This window comes from Sediminispirochaeta bajacaliforniensis DSM 16054, assembly GCF_000378205.1.
Taxonomy (GTDB): Bacteria; Spirochaetota; Spirochaetia; order DSM-16054; family Sediminispirochaetaceae; genus Sediminispirochaeta; species Sediminispirochaeta bajacaliforniensis.
In genome coordinates this window covers 330,973-346,327 of sequence record NZ_KB899406.1, presented here as the reverse complement: position 1 = coordinate 346,327, position 15,355 = coordinate 330,973, and the positions used below count along the sequence as shown (strand labels likewise).

The following is a 15,355-nucleotide window of genomic DNA, read 5'->3' as shown; positions in this document are numbered from 1 at the left end:
TATGAAAAAGGTTACGTGTCTCATCAGCATGGGACTCATCCTTGGAGCAAGTCTCTTTGCAAACGGGCAGCAGGAAGTGACAGTCGGCGGAACAAAGGTCGGTGGATACAACGTCGCCTATATCACTCCATCACTAGACGTACCGTTCTGGCGATATATACGACATGGCATCGAATCCGAGGTCAAGATACTCAATGCGAATTCTTCTGTAGTGACTTATGATTCAAAGAACAGCGCAAACACGCAGTCCTCGAACGTCCAGGATGCCATCACGAAGCAAGTGGATGCAATTATCGTATCACCGACCGACAGCGCATCATGTACAAATGTACTAGAATTAGCTGAAGATGCAGGGATTCCCGTGGTTATTTGCGATATCGGCACCGATGGAGGAACCTATGCAGCCTTCATCTCGACGAACAACAAGGCCGGAGCAAAGGAATTGGGCGAATACGTAGCTATGAAACTGAAGAAAGGAGATGAAGTGGCCCAAATAGCCTTGAACCAAGCAAGGATCAACGGAGTATTGAGAAAGGAAGGATTCAACGAAGGAATCGCAACGGTCGGTGCCGTCGACGTTGGCTTCAAACAGATGGAGAAGGTCAACAGACAGGAAGGTGAAACCTATACGCAGGACCTCATCACAGCCCATCCCGAACTCAAGGCAATTTTCTGCCACTCGGAAGATCCTTCGATGGGATGTTGCTCGGCCCTGGAATCCGCAGGTCGTACAGACGTAATGGTCGTAGGATTCGACTGTTCTCCTGATGTCGTAGAAGCGATCCAAGACGGACGCATGCTTGCAACGGCCGCTCAACAACCTGTGCTCATGGGACGCAAGGCCGCCGATTGCATCGACAAGATCCTACAAGGAGAAACAGTTGAAAAAGAAATTAAGATGAACACCCTGCTGGTGACCCAAGACAACATCGGGTCGATCTATACAACGCTCAAAGAAGTCGCCTTGACAGATGAATGACATCAACTTAGACGACAGAAAATGCTTTGATATGTCCCAGCCGGTATACGACCATTGCCCCGGCTGGCCGACATATGAACCAACGATCGTAAGGCTGGAAGCAGAGCACGAGAAGGACGGATTCCAGGCAGAACAGATCCGTCTGAATAGTCATACGGGCACACACATGGATGCCCCGTTCCACTTTTTCCCCTCCGGAAGAACAATCGATGAAATTCCTATCGGGAATTTCATGGGACATGCACTGCTCGTCGACCTGAGGGGGGCCATCAAGCTGAAAGAAGGAATATCACCTTCGCATATTGAACGCTACATTGGGAACATTAGTAAGGATGACATCATCTTGATCAACACCGGATGGTCCCATATGCGGGGATTCGAAGAAATCTACCACCATGACTGGCCTTATTTGACGGCAGAAATTTCCGAATTGTTCGTCGCCAAGCACATCAAGGGAGTCGGCATAGATTGCATGAGTATCGGCGGATGGTATGAAGGCACAGGCCGGCCCGCACATGAAGTGTTGCTCTCCCATGATATATGGGCGGTGGAAGAAATATATTTCCCGGACGAATTGATGGAAGCCGAAAGTTGTTTCTTCATGGCTCTTCCGCTGAAATGGCGGCATTTCTCCGGAGCTCCGGTACGGGCAGTAGGTATCATCTGAGGATCCCTCTCTCGCATTCACAGCACAAGCCCATGGGCTTATCCGACGAATCGGAATAATATATCCAAACGCCCCCCCCTGCAGGGGGACGTTTTCATGTACAGCCTCAAGAGCTTAGCTTACCAATATTTCTCAACAAAAATGTCACCAAATGACATTAGATGACATTTTTGTTGGGATTTTCGCAACGGCTTACCTACAAGCAAAGCATTGTTTCTGCTTTTTGCATTCACTGCGAAGCCGTGAGGCACCGGTCGTGCCACTAATGATTCCCCAGAAACGCCATAAGGTTATACAACCCTGACAAAAAGTTCCGGCATATACGCACGCCGGAACCTCAAAGGAAAACACCCGTCAACGGGGAATGATCAGCTGCGATGATTCAACTTGGAAAGTTGCTCAGCCATAACAGCCACGATTATCACAGTACCTATTACCGTTCCCTGCCAAAAAGGATTGACGCCCAAGATATTGAGTGCATTGCGCAGGAAACCGACAAGCAGAACACCGATGAAGGTTCCAGCCATGGTTCCTTTTCCGCCGCTCATGGAAGTCCCGCCTATGACCGCGGCGGCGATTGCATCCATTTCATTACCTACCCCATAGGTCGGGTCGCATGCCATCAGGCGAGAAGTCATCATCCAAGCGCCGAACCCGCACATTAATCCGGAAACCACATAGGCCATCATGACGTTGAACTTGATGTTTATACCCGTAAGTCTAGCAGCCTCTGCATTGGAACCGATCGCATAGAGGAAACGACCGAACTTGGTCCTTGACAGCAACCATGAGAAAAACAGAAACATCACGATGATGAAGATGACATAAAAGGGCAGGCTGCCGAACACCTTACTCTTGCCCAGGAAAGCAAAGCCGGAAGGAAACTTAGAAGCCGTATTGGCATCGGATATCACATAATCCAGGCTCCTGCAGATCTCCATGATCCCCAATGTAACGATGAATGCCGGCATACTGAGGTATCCGATCAAAAAACCATTAACGACACCGACCACCACGGAAATACATAGGATGACTAAGACGCCAAGCATGATGTTGTGGGTGTTCATCAGCACCATTCCACCGACCATGCCGGATAATCCAAGAATCGCCCCGACCGACAAGTCGATTCCAGCTGTAATGATGACGATCGTCATGCCTATCGCCAACATGGAGTTTACCGAAACCTGACTCATCACATTAAGTATATTGTTTTTCGTAAAGAAATAAGGCGAGGCAAAGCTCATGGCAATAAAGAAAACAATGAAAATAAAAAACATTGTCAACTCTGATTTGTATTCCTGCCCCAACCTGCTGCTGCGAATTCTTGACACCAGCATAATAAAATTCTCCTTTTCTAACCTAACGTCGAATAATATCCGATCTTTTCTTCGTCCAGTTCCTCAACGGGGAATGCACCGGTCAGCCGTCCCTCACGCATGATATAGACATAATCACATATTCCGAGGATCTCCGGAATTTCAGAAGAAATCATGACGATGGAAATTCCCTGTCCCGCCAACTCACGTAGAATCGCATAGATATCGGCCTTGGCTCCTATATCGATGCCCCTGGTAGGTTCATCGACGATAAGAACTTCCGGATCGATGAGCATCCATTTTCCCAGCAGGACCTTCTGCTGGTTTCCTCCTGAAAGGGTCTTCACCAGGGCATCGAATCCAGGAACCTTGATGTTGAATTTCCTGATCATCTGGGAACAATCCTCATCTTCCCGCTTCCTGTTTAGCAGGAAACCAGGCGTGCAGACGAGTTTAGCAAGATTGATGTTCCTAACTACATTCATGTTCTGAACTAATCCTTCCTGCTTCCGGTCCTCCGATACATAGGCAATTCCGGAACACATCATCTTCCTGATGGAAACCCGATCAAGTTTCTTCCCATGAAGGAACACTTCTCCTGAAATACGTCTGTCCGCACCGAAGATACTCCGCATGAACTCGGACCGTCCTGCCCCTATCAGTCCGGAAAAACCAACGATCTGGCCTTTGCACAGTTTGAAGGATGCATGACGGACCCGACCTCCGGCAGCCGAGACATCTTTCGCTTCAAACACGATTTCGCTGGACTGGAAGTTGACATCTTGACAACGGCGCCGTAGACCGGAACCATACAGATCATTGACCTCCCTGCCGACCATAGCCTTGATCAACTCCTTCTGTCCAAGTTCACAGGTCCTTACACCATCCAGTATCCCGCGACCGTCGCGCAGTACGGTGATGCGATCCGATATCGCATAGATTTCTTGTATCTTATGCGATACGATGATGAAGGACATACCCCGTCCTTTCAAGGTCAGGATCAATTCGAACAATTGGTCGATTTCCTTGCTGGACAATGAAGCCGTAGGCTCGTCGAGTATGATGATTTCTGCACCGGAGGAAACAGCCTTCAGTATCTCGATGACCTGACACTGGGCGACAGACAGCGTATTTACCTTTGTATACGGCTTGAGAGAATTCTGCATGTTGAATAGTTTCAGCAAGGCGACGGTATCCTTCAACATCTTCGAACGGTTCTTGAGGAAAGCATGTTTATAGTATGCAGGGTTGGTGATGAAGATGTTTTCGGCGATCGAGAAATCAGGCAACAAGCTGAATTCTTGAGTCACGATGGCTATCCCTTTCCACCTGGCTTCGATGGTTGAGCAAAAGCTACATTCCTCACCTCTGACCGACAACTTGCCCCCGTTGCTTCTAAGAATTCCTGCGATTATCTTCGAAAGGGTCGACTTACCGGCGCCGTTTTCTCCCATCAAGGCGTGCACGTCGCCTTCCATGAGGGTAAAATTGACATCCTGCAATGCGACTACGCCGGAGAACAGCTTGGAAATCCCAAGGGCTTCCAATATTACCTTTTCCATGAAAAACCTCCTTTCTTATCAAGGGCAGAGAAATCCGATGTCCCAAAGGCCACGACGGAACGGAAAGGGAAGCAGACGATCGCCGGGGGTTGTCTGCTTCCCTTTCCATAGAACAACATGCCGCCATACCGGGCGGTAGGTTCCACCGCCCGGTATGGCCATCGCTGACTACATTTCCTTGATGATGGAAAGATCACCGCCGACAGCTGCACGTAGGATCGGCTCCATGTATGAATCGACATCATCCGCGGTCATCGGTACCGGCATATTCTGCAGTTTCATCTTAAGCTGGGGATCTTTTGCGGCTTTCAAGGCCCTCTGGATGTGCTTCTCTCCGAACCCATCCAGCTCATCGAGCTTCGTCGGGGCATCGATGCTCTTTCCATAGGCGATCATTGCCCGTGCGACGGCTTCCGCCAAAGCCCGACCTTCAAGGGTACCGATGGAAGCATCGGCATAGCCATATGTCCTGAATATATCACCTACGACCTTCAGCTGAGGCTGGATGGCCTTGGAGTAGAATACAGCATAGTAAGGATTCATGATGCCGCAAGCAGTACCATGCCCGACGATATCGACCAATGAAAAGCTTGTAAGATGGGCTCCGCTGGTACCTCCTACCATGATTGCATAGCCACCCAGGTCGGTGGCAAGTCCGATGGCTTCCCTCGCCTCGAGGTTCTTCGGATCTTTAACCAAGGTTCTTGCATTCTCCGCACACAAGGAAATCGCCGTGACCGCCAGATCCCGACATAGTTCCAGCTTGTCGCCCTTTGCACCACAATACACCTCGAAGGTATGAGCTATGGCATCCAGGGCTCCGTCAATGGTAACCTTGATCGGCATCGTCGCCGTCACTTCATAGTCAAAGATGCTGGTGGCAGGCACAATGGCAGGATCTACGATGAGCTTCTTCTGACCGGCTACGGGATCGGTTATGTTCGAATACTTGGTCAGGTGGGCTCCCGACGAAGCGGAGGTCTGCACGGCGATGACCGGAACGAGCTGCTTGCCTGTATTTGATAGTCCCTCGGTCACGATTCCGGTTCCGAAGTAATGATCGACCTCGGGAGTCACCGAAGCTCCGAACGTCGCAAGGGCGCTTGCGCATTTGCAGGCATCGATCGTCGATCCACCGCCAACGGCGATGATCGAGTCAGGCTTGTACTGGAGGATATAGGTCACCAACCGATAGACATCTTCTCTCGGAGCATTGGGCTTTGCATCGGGAGCCACAGACTCTCCTGCAAGCTTGACCCCGGAAGCATTCAGGTATCCGAGGACACGTTCCAGAACGGGCATCATATAGGTCTGGTTGCAGACGACCAAGGCCGTCTTGCCATAGTCTAAAGCGATCCGCCCTACCTGATCCAGCACACCCAGCCCGAAGATATAGTCGTCACCTTTCCACTCCTTGAGCAGTTCATACGCTTTTTTCTTGTAATCCATTTCATCATCTCCTTTCTTCATGCCTGCCGATCAGCTTTTCTGCCTTCGAGGCAATGGCCTCGGCGCTGATCCCGTACTTTGCAAGCAGATCGATATAGTCACCGGTTTCCGTGAAGACATCCTCGAGGCCGACGGCATCCATGTCGCAGCAGACCCCGTCACGGGCAAACTTCTCGCATACAGCACCATAGAAGCCACCCATGAGGTTGTGCTCCTCCACGGTGATCAGCCGGCCTGTCCTGGCGACGCTTTCTTCAAGTCCCTTGGCATCCAACGGCTTTACGAACGGCACGGAAAGGACTTCGGCTTCAATGCCCCTTGACGCAAGCAAACCTGCAGCCTCATTGGCAAAAGATGCCGTGATTCCGTTCGCAGCGATCGTGACATCCGAACCTGAACGGATCCGGATCACCTTTCCTGTCTCGAAGTCATCGGATACGGGAAGGTCCGGCATCTCGTTTCGGTTGAGCCGTATGTATACGGGCCCCTGTACACCCAATGCATACTCAAGGGCCTGTCCAGCCTGGGTCGCATCACTAGGGACTATCACCTCCATGTTGGGGAACGCCCGCATGATGGCAATGTCCGTGATGGATTGATGGCTCGCACCGTCGAAGGAATCAGACAGACCACCATAGGCTCCGGCATATATGATCGGCAGCTTGTTGTAGCAGGCGTCGTTCCTTATCTGATCGGCTCCCTTGAGTGCCAGGAAAATCGCAAAGGCATTGACGACAGGATGATATCCCGATGCAGCAAGGCCGGATGCGACTCCGCAAAGGTTCCCTTCCGCGACACCACAGTTGAAAAAACGATTGGGAAAGGCCTTGGCAAAATAGGTACTCTTCGTTGAAGACGAGACATCTGCATCCAATACCACCAATTCAGGGTGGGTCGCCCCCAGGCTTTCCAGCTTCCTGCCGAAAGCATCTCTCATAGCCAAGTTCATAGCACAGCCTCCTTCTTCCTTATGTCTTCCATTAGTTCCGGCTTACCCTTTTCAAAGGCTTCATCGGTTATCTTAGCACCATGCCAGGTGTTCTTGCCTTCGGAAAAGGAGACTCCTTTGCCCTTGACCGTGTCATATATGACGACTTTGGGCCATATTTCATCGCTGTCCAACCAGTCGAAGGACCTGCAGATGTCCACGGTATCATTCCCGTCCAGGCTGAGGGGACATACGTTCCAGCCGAAAGCCCTGAACTTGTCCACAAGCGGTCCAAGCGGCAATATTTCATCCTGGGTACCGTCAAGCTGAACCTTGTTGTAGTCGACCATCAGGACAAAGCGCTCCGGCCGGTATTTTGCGGCCATCAACAAGGCCTCCCAACTCTGGCCTTCATCAAGGCAGCCTTCTCCGGTCATCACATACGTCCAATACTTCCTGCCACTCAACTGTGCCGCCAAGGCCATGCCGAGACCGACCGAGATTCCATGTCCCAAAGCTCCTGTGGACATGTCGACTCCACACAGCTTGGCCATGCAGGGGTGCCCCTGGAGCCGGGAACCGAGAGTCCTGAACGCAGGCAGTTCCTCGATAGGAAAATATCCTCTGCTGGCAAGCACGGTATATAGATTCACGGAAGCATGTCCTTTGCTCAGGACAAATCGATCCCGATCCTCCCAATCAGGTTTATCAGGCCTGATGTTCATTCGGTTGAAATACAATGCAGTTGTCAATTCCGCGCTGGAGGCTGATCCTCCCCAGTGACCTGTGCCCCGTTGATGAAGCACATCAAACATTTCCATCCGAAACCAGGCGGCCAAGGCAGCAAGTTCCGCGGGGGAAAATCTACGATTGGGATCTGCAAGCAGCTCCTTGATTTTACTTCCCATTTATACTCTACTCCTTCTCAAACTGTATTTTGATATGGTCTCATATATCATATATAAGATGCTAACCTCAAACAGTACTATTGTCAAATATTAAATATACTATTGTCGAATACTATATTTAATATTTTATAAAGCCCGGCAAAAAAATTTCCTCACCCATCCGTGCTACGGCTGAACAGAAGACTCCTCCATTGCCCTGAAACGACTGGAGATCGTCTCATTGCCATGGTCAAGAAAACGGTCCAGGCTCATCAGTGTAAAATCCCTTCCCCGCTGCATATGGACCTTCACCAATTTTACAAGGCTCTCCTCATCACGATGCTTCAGGGCTTCCAATATGTTCTTGTGTTCCTCGTTTGTCCGCTGTATCACCACGGAAGAATACTCTTTTTTGAATATCCAGCTTCGGATCAACCAATACTGCAGCTGCAAGGGCAGTAGCAACTCCTGCAGACGTGCGTTCCCCGTATGTTCCCGTACGGTATCATGGATCAGGAGGTCCCCGGCGATGAACTGCCTTGACATCATTGCGTCCGTAGCCGCGTTGAGCTTGGCATAACGGACGATCAAAGACTGGATCTCCCGATCGCTCATATGCTTCGAAGCCAAGCGGAACGACAAACACTCCAGGGTGCTCCTAACATCGCAGATATTCATCACTTCCTTGGCATCGGGATTGAAGACAGAATAACTTTTACCGTCATATTCCACCAATCCCTGATATACAAGCGACCTCAGCCCCTCCCTGATGGGAGTCATGCTAACGTTGATCTCCTTGGACAATGTTTCGACGATCAAACGGGTACCCGGCTTGAATTCCAAGGATATGATGCGGTCCTTGATGATCTGGGTTGCCTGATCGCTAAACGTAATCTTGCTTACCGTACTGTTGGCCACGGACAGTTCCTCCTTTTGCTTCCCATGGAATGAACTTCTGCGGTTCGCCTGGACCGCAGGGACTTCCTTCCACTCAATCCCTCAGGGTACCCCCGTTCACTGCCATTGTCTCCGCCGTCACGAACGATGCTTCACGACTGGCCAGGTAACATACGGCATAGGCTATATCCTCCGGTTTACCCAGACTTTTGGTTATGCTCATATCGATGAACTTCCGGTTCTCCTTAGGTGAAACAGCACCGCTCATCGCAGTCATGATCCGCCCAGGAGCAATGGCGTTGACAGTGATTCCATCGGCACCGACCTGCTGGGCAAGGTTCCTCACGAAGCCCAGGACAGCGCCCTTGGAAGCAGCATAGTGAAGTGCGGCGACCGTACCTCCGTTTTTACCGGCTTCAGAGGAGATGCAGATGATGCGGCCGAATTTTCTTTTGCGCATCCCGGGCAATACAGCCTTTGCAAAGAAGAAATCGCTCTTTACGTTGACGGCGAAGACGAGATCCCATTCCTCGCTGCTGATCTGCTCGATCGGTTTGAGGGGATGGATTCCGGCATTATTCACCAAAATATCGATCCTGCCGAATTCCGTCTCCGCTTCCTTGACGAAATTCTCGACTTCCTCCTGCTTTGAGATATCAACCTTCCTGCAAAGGACATGCACTCCGGTTTCTGTCTTTATCTGGTCACCGGTTTCTTGCAGTTCCGCCCATTTCAGATCGCAGAGGGCTACATTGACACCACGACGCGCCAGCCCCAATGCGATGCCTTTTCCCATTCCCTGTGCAGATCCGGTGATGATCGCACACATGCCGTTCAAGCCTTCCATCTTCATTTCCTTTTTGTTTATTTAATATATTAAATTTATATTTCAAAATCTCATATATTATATTTAAACCGTACTACCAAAAACGGAAGATGTCAATTTCAATTTTCAAACATATGGAAACAGACCCGGTAAACAAAGAAAAGCCGCCCGGGATTACAGGCGGCAGCATGAATTTTTCTGATGATGTACGGGGGAGAGCCCCCAGGCCCGTCACCATGCTGATTCACTTCTCCCTGGTCGCATCGGCTCCTGCCTGCAGCTTGGCCCAGGCCTGGCTGCCTATCAGCTTCTCCACCGACGCGTACACCGGACCCATCTTCGCCTTCCACGGCTCCTTCATCTCCGCAGTGAAGTCTGTGAACTGGATCCCGTAAGTCTCCATTGTCCGCCGGGCCGACACCTCTCGCTCCTTCACCAGCCCGAGCATCACCTGCGTAGACTCCTTCGCCACCCGGTCCAGATCAGCTCTGAAGCCCTCCGGCAGGCCGTCGTACCAGTTCTTGTTCACCACCACCAGCACCCCGTCGGCCATGTAGTTCCACACGTTCATGTACCTACACTGCTCATAGGTCTTCGTGTTGCACACCGTCTGCAGCGAGTTGTCCTCCCCGCACACCGTCCCCAGCTGGATACCCGTGTAAATCTCCCCGGATGGCATCGGCACCGGCTTAGCCCCCATCGCGTTGAACGTCGTGATGAACAGGTCCATCGCCGGAACCCGGAACTTCAGCCCGCGGATGTCCTCCGGCACCACCACCGGGCGCCTGGAGTTCACCAGCTGCCGCGGCCCCCGAGGCCAGTAGGTGAGTACCTTCAGGTTCTTCTCCTCCAACTGGTCGAACCACCCCTGCACGTAGTCGGGATTGGTGTCCATGAACCGCAGCAAGTGGTCCATGTCATCAAACAAGAACGGCGTGGACAACGCAAACAGCTGCGGCACCAGCGTTGCCAGCGTCACCTGACTCTCGCAGGTTATTTGCACCACGTTGCTTTGCGCCTGCTCGAAGATGATCTTCCAATCCCCCTTCGCCAGCTGTCCGTTGGGGTAGATTGTGCAGTCCAGGTTGGGGTACAGCATCCCCATCTCGTCCTTTATATAGGTGAACCCGTCCTGCCACGCCTGCGTGGTGGGCAGGTTGTGCTCGATCTTCATCGTCACCGCCGCCTGGTGAGGATCCCCGCCCCCCAGGCCTTGCTCCGCCTGCCCGTTGGCGAACCCCAGCGTCGCCGCCATCACAGCCATCGCAAACACCATAATAAGCTTCCTCATGTCTTGCTCCTTTCATTTTAATATATGATATATTAACACCGGTATTTCATATGTCAAGCATGATTTTGAATACACGTTTGAGATTTCGCCGATACCCTGCATGTTTTGTTGCAGAAGTCAATCAGCTGAATCATACCGAAAACATGCTCGTTACCACATCTTTACTGGTTTATGAGCGGCCAAAATGGATTTGCCATGGTAATCAAGAAGGGAAATCAGGAACAAAATCCGCAATTCTCAATGAGACAAATATGGGGTCGGCATGAATCGTCAATATCTCTACACTATGCTTTTCCTTGTGGAAGAGACGGCAACAGCTTTGCTGTATTGTTTTAGTTTCTTGAAGGCTCAATTGAAACTTTTTCGGATGTACAGACCGGAAAGAACACGATGTATGAAGTATATTTGGCGTACACAAGATTCCACCGGAGTTTATAACCGTCGATGACGAGAGCACCAAGCAGGACTGTGAAAACAGGGCAGTAAAACGGTGGTTGAAAATCATTTCGTAAAGCCGATTGCAATTTTATTTATATGTGTAAGACATTTCTTCATAAGTACTTATATGAATATCGTAAGGAGTTCACGTCGCAGCAATTGCATGAACGCTATGAGTGCATATGGGGCTGAGAAAAGCACCTCTCTAGTTTTCTTATGACATTAAACCTGTTTTTCTTTTCCATACCGTGGCTGAACTGTTCAGCCGGCCCTATCTGCTGCTGTGCGAAACGATTCCCAACAGGAAGACCTTCTTTCAGGATCTTCAGGCGCTGACTGATGATAACAGTTTCCCTCATGCCATTACTGATCTTTTGCATTCAAAAGAGTCAACAATATTTTTCTTCAATGCTGCTTAGGTTTGAAAAATGCCAAGCTAACGCCGAGGGCGAGGCAGGTATTTTTGCTACTTTGAGAACTGCTGAAATAAAATATTGATTAATGTTGTCTTGTCAGTTAGAGTATATAATATATAAAATATGATTTGTTGTTTTTCATAGTAAATCAGAGGAGTGCATACATGATAATGGGAATCACAAAGGTAAACTTGAACGAGCAGGTGGCCCAGATAATCAAATCAAAAATAGTATCTTTGGAATTCCGGCCCGGAGACAGGCTAATCGTCGAGCCCCTGGCAAAGGAAATCAATGTAAGCATGACTCCGGTCAGGGAAGGCTTGCGTAATCTCGTGTTCGAAGGCTTAGTAACCTATGACGGGAAAAGCTATTCGGTCTTCAACCCTACAAAGAAGGATGTCCTGGATATAAGTCTCATCAGAAGCACTTTGGAGAACCTGGCATTCCAGTTGGCTGCCGTTGCCATGACCGATGAAGAAATCGATGAGATGGAAAAGCAGTATGTCGACAAATGCAAGAACACAAGGAACCAATCCATCGACGAATTCATCGAAGCCGACATGCTCATCCACAACACCGTGCGACGATGCGCAGACAATCCAAGGTTGCGGGACATCCTCCGCCCCCTGCAGGAACAGGACTGGCTCATCAGACGCTGGATATTCGTCACAAACTATTCCCAGGACATCATCGATAAGACCTTCAACGAACATATGGCCCTAATCGCCGCCCTGCGGCTCCACGATTCAAAAAAGACAAGCCATGCAATAGAGAAGCACATGGCAACCAGCAAGAACATCACCCTGCAGGGACTTGATATCTTCTGGGATGAAAAGCAGGAAGATTCAAAGATCTCCCAGTCGATGCACACCCATTGAATCGAAGGGCCGACAGGAAGGAAACGGATGAGCTTTCCGCCCGTAGGGCAGGCCATCCCCGGACAGCATAATCACTGGACAACTATCACGGACACGCCATCAGGAATGGCCGTGACCGTGGCATGGTGACGACCGATAAGGGCTTCGGCTTCCGCCATCGCCTCCTGAAGGGAGTGTGCCGGGATCATATGGAGTGCACGGACCATCCGGTCTGGTGCCTGCGATACAAAAATGACATGGGCTTTCTGAAGTACCCGGATGAATATCTGCGTTTGCCACTGATCTGCGACCGTTTCGTTCCGCCCACGTGAGAGGAAGAGATCCATGGTCCTGTAGATATCCGGTTCATCAGCCATCTGATGGAAGAATCCTTCGCCGCCATGCCCGTCTTCGGATCTGGACACCATTATGATGACCCCTCCTTTCCTGACCGTCACTTCGGCTGCAGTCATGCCCTTGACCGCCTGATAGATATTCTGATCGAGGGGATATCCTCCATTGGTCGAGATGACGATATCCGCAGGACGTGCCTCAACGCGACACAGACCGTCGAGGAAACGGCAACCTTGCACATGGGATTCCTCCATGTCCCCCGCGACGGCATGGATGATTTCCTTACGGGAATTGATGACCACGTTCAAGATAAATGCCAAGCCGGCCTTCCTTGCAGCCCAGACCATATCCCTGTGTATGGGATTTCCTTCAAGGATGCCTGTCCTGGCCTTGGGATGCGTGATGAATTCAGAACAATGGTTCGCCAGAACGGTTTCCCGGCTCGCGACCCCGGGAAGGACACTCTTACGGGCACCTGAGAAACCTGCAAAGAAATGAGGTTCGATGAACCCTTCGGAAACAAGCAGGTCCGCTTCAACGGCTATGCGGTTGATGAAACATTCACCGCCGCTCGGCAATGTACCTATCTTGACCATATTTAGCCGGTCATCACAATCATGGATGCAGATATGTTCATTTCGGACGATGTCGGAACCGAATTTACTGATGAGTTCATCCTCCGTCGTCCCTCTATGACAGCCGGTTGCGATAAGGATGGTAATTTCGGCATCAGGATTCCCCTCCCGTATATCACGAAGCATAGCAGGAACCATCAGCTTGCTGGGAACAGGACGCGTATGGTCACTGGCGATGAGCACAACCTTCTTTTTCCCGTCGGCCAACGACGAAAGCCCGGGGCTCCCGACGGGATGCCGCAAAGCGTTTTCCACCAATTCTTCCTGCCTCATGGCCGCTTCATAACCATGCAGCTTGGACAACAGGATTCCCTGCAGTCGCTCTTCTCCAACATCCAGTTTCAATGATTCCTTTCCATAAGGAAACTCAATGATCATACGCGCTCCCTCCATGATTCCCCATCGGGATATCCACTACAGCAGTCGATCCTGGGCGGATCATAAGCCGGCGGCATAGTCTTCGGCACTCAAGTCAAGGTTGCCTTCTTCATCGAAGCAAAAAGGCTTGAAATCGGAAAGGAATTCCAGTCCATCGCTTGCACGTACTTCATCGCGAAGCGCTTCGGAAACAGATATCGCATCTACATGCGAGGAATTGGCGATCCTAACGATCCTCGGGAAACGCTTATCTATGCCTACGCAAGTAAATACCGCAGCCTGTAATGCAAGGCGGTCGGTATTGAGGATCAACGGAACCCGTACTCCGGATACGACGGTGCATGTCAATGCATTCGGATATGCGGCATCGAAGTCCAGCTTGTTGAACAACCTCTTCGTGACGAAGTCAGCCTGCCCGGCCCCCAAGGCATTACCGTGGGTTTCTTCGCTCAGATCAAGGACGACATACCTTTGTACATTAGGACCGCCCGAGGCATATGGCGTACTATAGGAAGCAGTGATGTTCGGATCCATACCGTCTCCACTATAGTTCTTACCGATCTTGTCGATGACCATTATATCGATATCCTTGAACCCTATCCTGGCCATCAAGGATCTTGCAGTCTCAAGCAGTTCAGGTTCACGGGCGGGAATCGCCTCCTTCGGGACAGCTTCTATCAACGCCGTTTCATCAAAGGCATTCTCGACGATCGCGATTCCAAACAAGATCGGCACAGACTGCAATATCGTATTCCCGAACTGTTCCACATTGTGCGCCATCATGCCGAATCCCTGATCATGGCATATCTGTGCCCCTTGCTGCTTTCCCAATCCGATTGCCATCATCTTGAAAAGGCCGCTTTCATACTTTCCCCTGAAAGCTGTATGAGGCTTTACCCGTCCAAGGACGATAATTCCATCGGCTACGGCGGCATTGGCGTCTATCCGAACTTCCTTTCCATCGGGGGAGATGCCGACAGGAACCGTTTCCATCGTCGCCCTAATCGGTGCATCGACGAAGGATTCCGTGACGCCCAAGCCTTCCACTATGCTCCGTTGTCCTTCCGCCGTGGCACCGCCATGGGACCCCATCGCAGGAACGATAAACGGTTTTCCGCCCAGCCGCTTTACGTTGCGTACTATTTCCTTCACGATCAATGGGATGTTCGCCAATCCTCTGGAACCTACAGTGATGGCGACGGACATGCCCGGATGTATACGGTTCCCGATGCCCGCCTTGTCGAACTGCTTCGCCATCTCGGTCGGTATGTCTTCAAGATGTGAAGCATCAAAATGCTGCTTGACCAAGGCCATCCTTGGCAAAGGCACATCCTTCAACATACCGAAGACCACACCGTCTCTATCAAATTCTTCATTCCGAAACTTCTTGCTCATTTCCTCTATTCTCAACCATCTTGCCGGCATGTATGACAGCGGTACCTAACAAATGTAGGAAAAACAGAAAAGTCATCATA

General features: G+C 50.7%; 14 protein-coding genes. 4 read left to right on the top strand and 10 right to left on the bottom strand.

Annotated features, from left to right (window positions below; all coding sequences use genetic code 11):
* Nucleotide 1: 1 nt before the first annotated feature.
* Together F459_RS0101595 and F459_RS0101590 are read left to right on the top strand one after the other, a co-directional pair.
* On the top strand, nucleotides 2-979 hold the full coding sequence (locus F459_RS0101595; protein ID WP_020610985.1) for a substrate-binding domain-containing protein: 978 nt from the start codon (nucleotides 2-4) through the stop codon (nucleotides 977-979).
* Nucleotides 972-1,646 (top strand): cyclase family protein, encoded by a 675-nt coding sequence (locus F459_RS0101590; protein WP_020610984.1) that lies wholly within the window; start codon nucleotides 972-974, stop codon nucleotides 1,644-1,646. Before F459_RS0101595 ends, F459_RS0101590 begins: the two co-directional genes overlap by 8 nt.
* Before the next feature lie 368 nt (nucleotides 1,647-2,014).
* On the opposite strand, the gene F459_RS0101585 is transcribed toward F459_RS0101590, so the two are convergent.
* The 8 genes from F459_RS0101585 to F459_RS0101540 all read right to left on the bottom strand — a co-directional run bounded on the left by F459_RS0101585 (nucleotide 2,015) and on the right by F459_RS0101540 (nucleotide 10,802).
* On the bottom strand, nucleotides 2,015-2,983 hold the full coding sequence (locus F459_RS0101585; protein WP_020610983.1) for an ABC transporter permease: 969 nt from the start codon (nucleotides 2,981-2,983) through the stop codon (nucleotides 2,015-2,017).
* A 17-nt stretch (nucleotides 2,984-3,000) separates the two neighbouring features.
* Nucleotides 3,001-4,524, bottom strand: coding sequence for a sugar ABC transporter ATP-binding protein (locus F459_RS0101580; protein ID WP_020610982.1), 1,524 nt, complete (start codon nucleotides 4,522-4,524; stop codon nucleotides 3,001-3,003).
* A gap of 168 nt (nucleotides 4,525-4,692) precedes the next feature.
* The gene (locus F459_RS0101570) at nucleotides 4,693-5,973 is read right to left on the bottom strand and encodes an iron-containing alcohol dehydrogenase (RefSeq protein WP_020610980.1); all 1,281 of its coding nucleotides are present in this window, start codon (nucleotides 5,971-5,973) and stop codon (nucleotides 4,693-4,695) included.
* 4 nt (nucleotides 5,974-5,977) lie between these two features.
* Nucleotides 5,978-6,922 (bottom strand): transketolase family protein, encoded by a 945-nt coding sequence (locus tag F459_RS0101565; RefSeq protein ID WP_020610979.1) that lies wholly within the window; start codon nucleotides 6,920-6,922, stop codon nucleotides 5,978-5,980.
* Entirely contained in the window at nucleotides 6,919-7,809 is an 891-nt protein-coding gene (locus F459_RS0101560; protein WP_020610978.1) for a transketolase, read from the bottom strand. The genes F459_RS0101565 and F459_RS0101560 overlap by 4 nt, the downstream gene beginning before the upstream one ends.
* A gap of 165 nt (nucleotides 7,810-7,974) precedes the next feature.
* A complete protein-coding gene (locus F459_RS0101555; protein WP_020610977.1) occupies nucleotides 7,975-8,706 on the bottom strand; it encodes a GntR family transcriptional regulator in 732 nt (243 codons plus the stop codon).
* A gap of 73 nt (nucleotides 8,707-8,779) precedes the next feature.
* Nucleotides 8,780-9,532: an SDR family NAD(P)-dependent oxidoreductase gene (locus F459_RS0101550; protein WP_020610976.1), complete on the bottom strand. Its 753-nt coding sequence runs from the start codon at nucleotides 9,530-9,532 to the stop codon at nucleotides 8,780-8,782.
* A gap of 223 nt (nucleotides 9,533-9,755) precedes the next feature.
* A complete protein-coding gene (locus F459_RS0101540) occupies nucleotides 9,756-10,802 on the bottom strand; it encodes a TRAP transporter substrate-binding protein (protein WP_020610974.1) in 1,047 nt (348 codons plus the stop codon).
* Nucleotides 10,803-11,488: 686 nt separating this feature from the next.
* Between F459_RS0101540 and F459_RS23875 the strand changes: the two genes are divergently transcribed.
* Entirely contained in the window at nucleotides 11,489-11,659 is a 171-nt protein-coding gene (locus tag F459_RS23875) for a hypothetical protein (protein WP_154651597.1), read from the top strand.
* A 161-nt stretch (nucleotides 11,660-11,820) separates the two neighbouring features.
* Nucleotides 11,821-12,534 carry a GntR family transcriptional regulator gene (locus tag F459_RS0101530; protein WP_020610972.1) on the top strand — a complete coding sequence of 238 codons (714 nt, stop codon included), beginning with the start codon at nucleotides 11,821-11,823 and terminating at the stop codon, nucleotides 12,532-12,534.
* A gap of 71 nt (nucleotides 12,535-12,605) precedes the next feature.
* Here F459_RS0101530 and larA read toward each other — a convergent pair whose 3' ends face one another.
* The gene (gene larA / locus F459_RS0101525; protein WP_020610971.1) at nucleotides 12,606-13,880 is read right to left on the bottom strand and encodes a nickel-dependent lactate racemase; all 1,275 of its coding nucleotides are present in this window, start codon (nucleotides 13,878-13,880) and stop codon (nucleotides 12,606-12,608) included.
* Nucleotides 13,881-13,940: 60 nt separating this feature from the next.
* Nucleotides 13,941-15,275, bottom strand: coding sequence for a nickel pincer cofactor-dependent isomerase, group 22 (locus F459_RS22025; RefSeq protein WP_020610970.1), 1,335 nt, complete (start codon nucleotides 15,273-15,275; stop codon nucleotides 13,941-13,943).
* Nucleotides 15,276-15,355 lie beyond the last annotated feature (80 nt).

Excerpts from the sequence above, each read along its gene's own strand:
- F459_RS0101570 (WP_020610980.1), bottom strand. The coding sequence starts at position 5,973 with ATGGATTACAAGAAAAAAGCGTATGAACTGCTCAAGGAGTGGAAAGGT.
- F459_RS0101560 (WP_020610978.1), bottom strand. The coding sequence starts at position 7,809 with ATGGGAAGTAAAATCAAGGAGCTGCTTGCAGATCCCAATCGTAGATTT.
- F459_RS0101585 (WP_020610983.1), bottom strand. The coding sequence starts at position 2,983 with ATGCTGGTGTCAAGAATTCGCAGCAGCAGGTTGGGGCAGGAATACAAA.
- F459_RS0101550 (WP_020610976.1), bottom strand. The coding sequence starts at position 9,532 with ATGGAAGGCTTGAACGGCATGTGTGCGATCATCACCGGATCTGCACAG.
- F459_RS0101590 (WP_020610984.1), top strand. The coding sequence starts at position 972 with ATGAATGACATCAACTTAGACGACAGAAAATGCTTTGATATGTCCCAG.
- F459_RS22025 (WP_020610970.1), bottom strand. The coding sequence starts at position 15,275 with ATGAGCAAGAAGTTTCGGAATGAAGAATTTGATAGAGACGGTGTGGTC.
- F459_RS0101580 (WP_020610982.1), bottom strand. The coding sequence starts at position 4,524 with ATGGAAAAGGTAATATTGGAAGCCCTTGGGATTTCCAAGCTGTTCTCC.
- F459_RS0101595 (WP_020610985.1), top strand. The coding sequence starts at position 2 with ATGAAAAAGGTTACGTGTCTCATCAGCATGGGACTCATCCTTGGAGCA.
- F459_RS0101540 (WP_020610974.1), bottom strand. The coding sequence starts at position 10,802 with ATGAGGAAGCTTATTATGGTGTTTGCGATGGCTGTGATGGCGGCGACG.
- F459_RS0101565 (WP_020610979.1), bottom strand. The coding sequence starts at position 6,922 with ATGAACTTGGCTATGAGAGATGCTTTCGGCAGGAAGCTGGAAAGCCTG.
- larA (WP_020610971.1), bottom strand. The coding sequence starts at position 13,880 with ATGATCATTGAGTTTCCTTATGGAAAGGAATCATTGAAACTGGATGTT.
- F459_RS0101530 (WP_020610972.1), top strand. The coding sequence starts at position 11,821 with ATGATAATGGGAATCACAAAGGTAAACTTGAACGAGCAGGTGGCCCAG.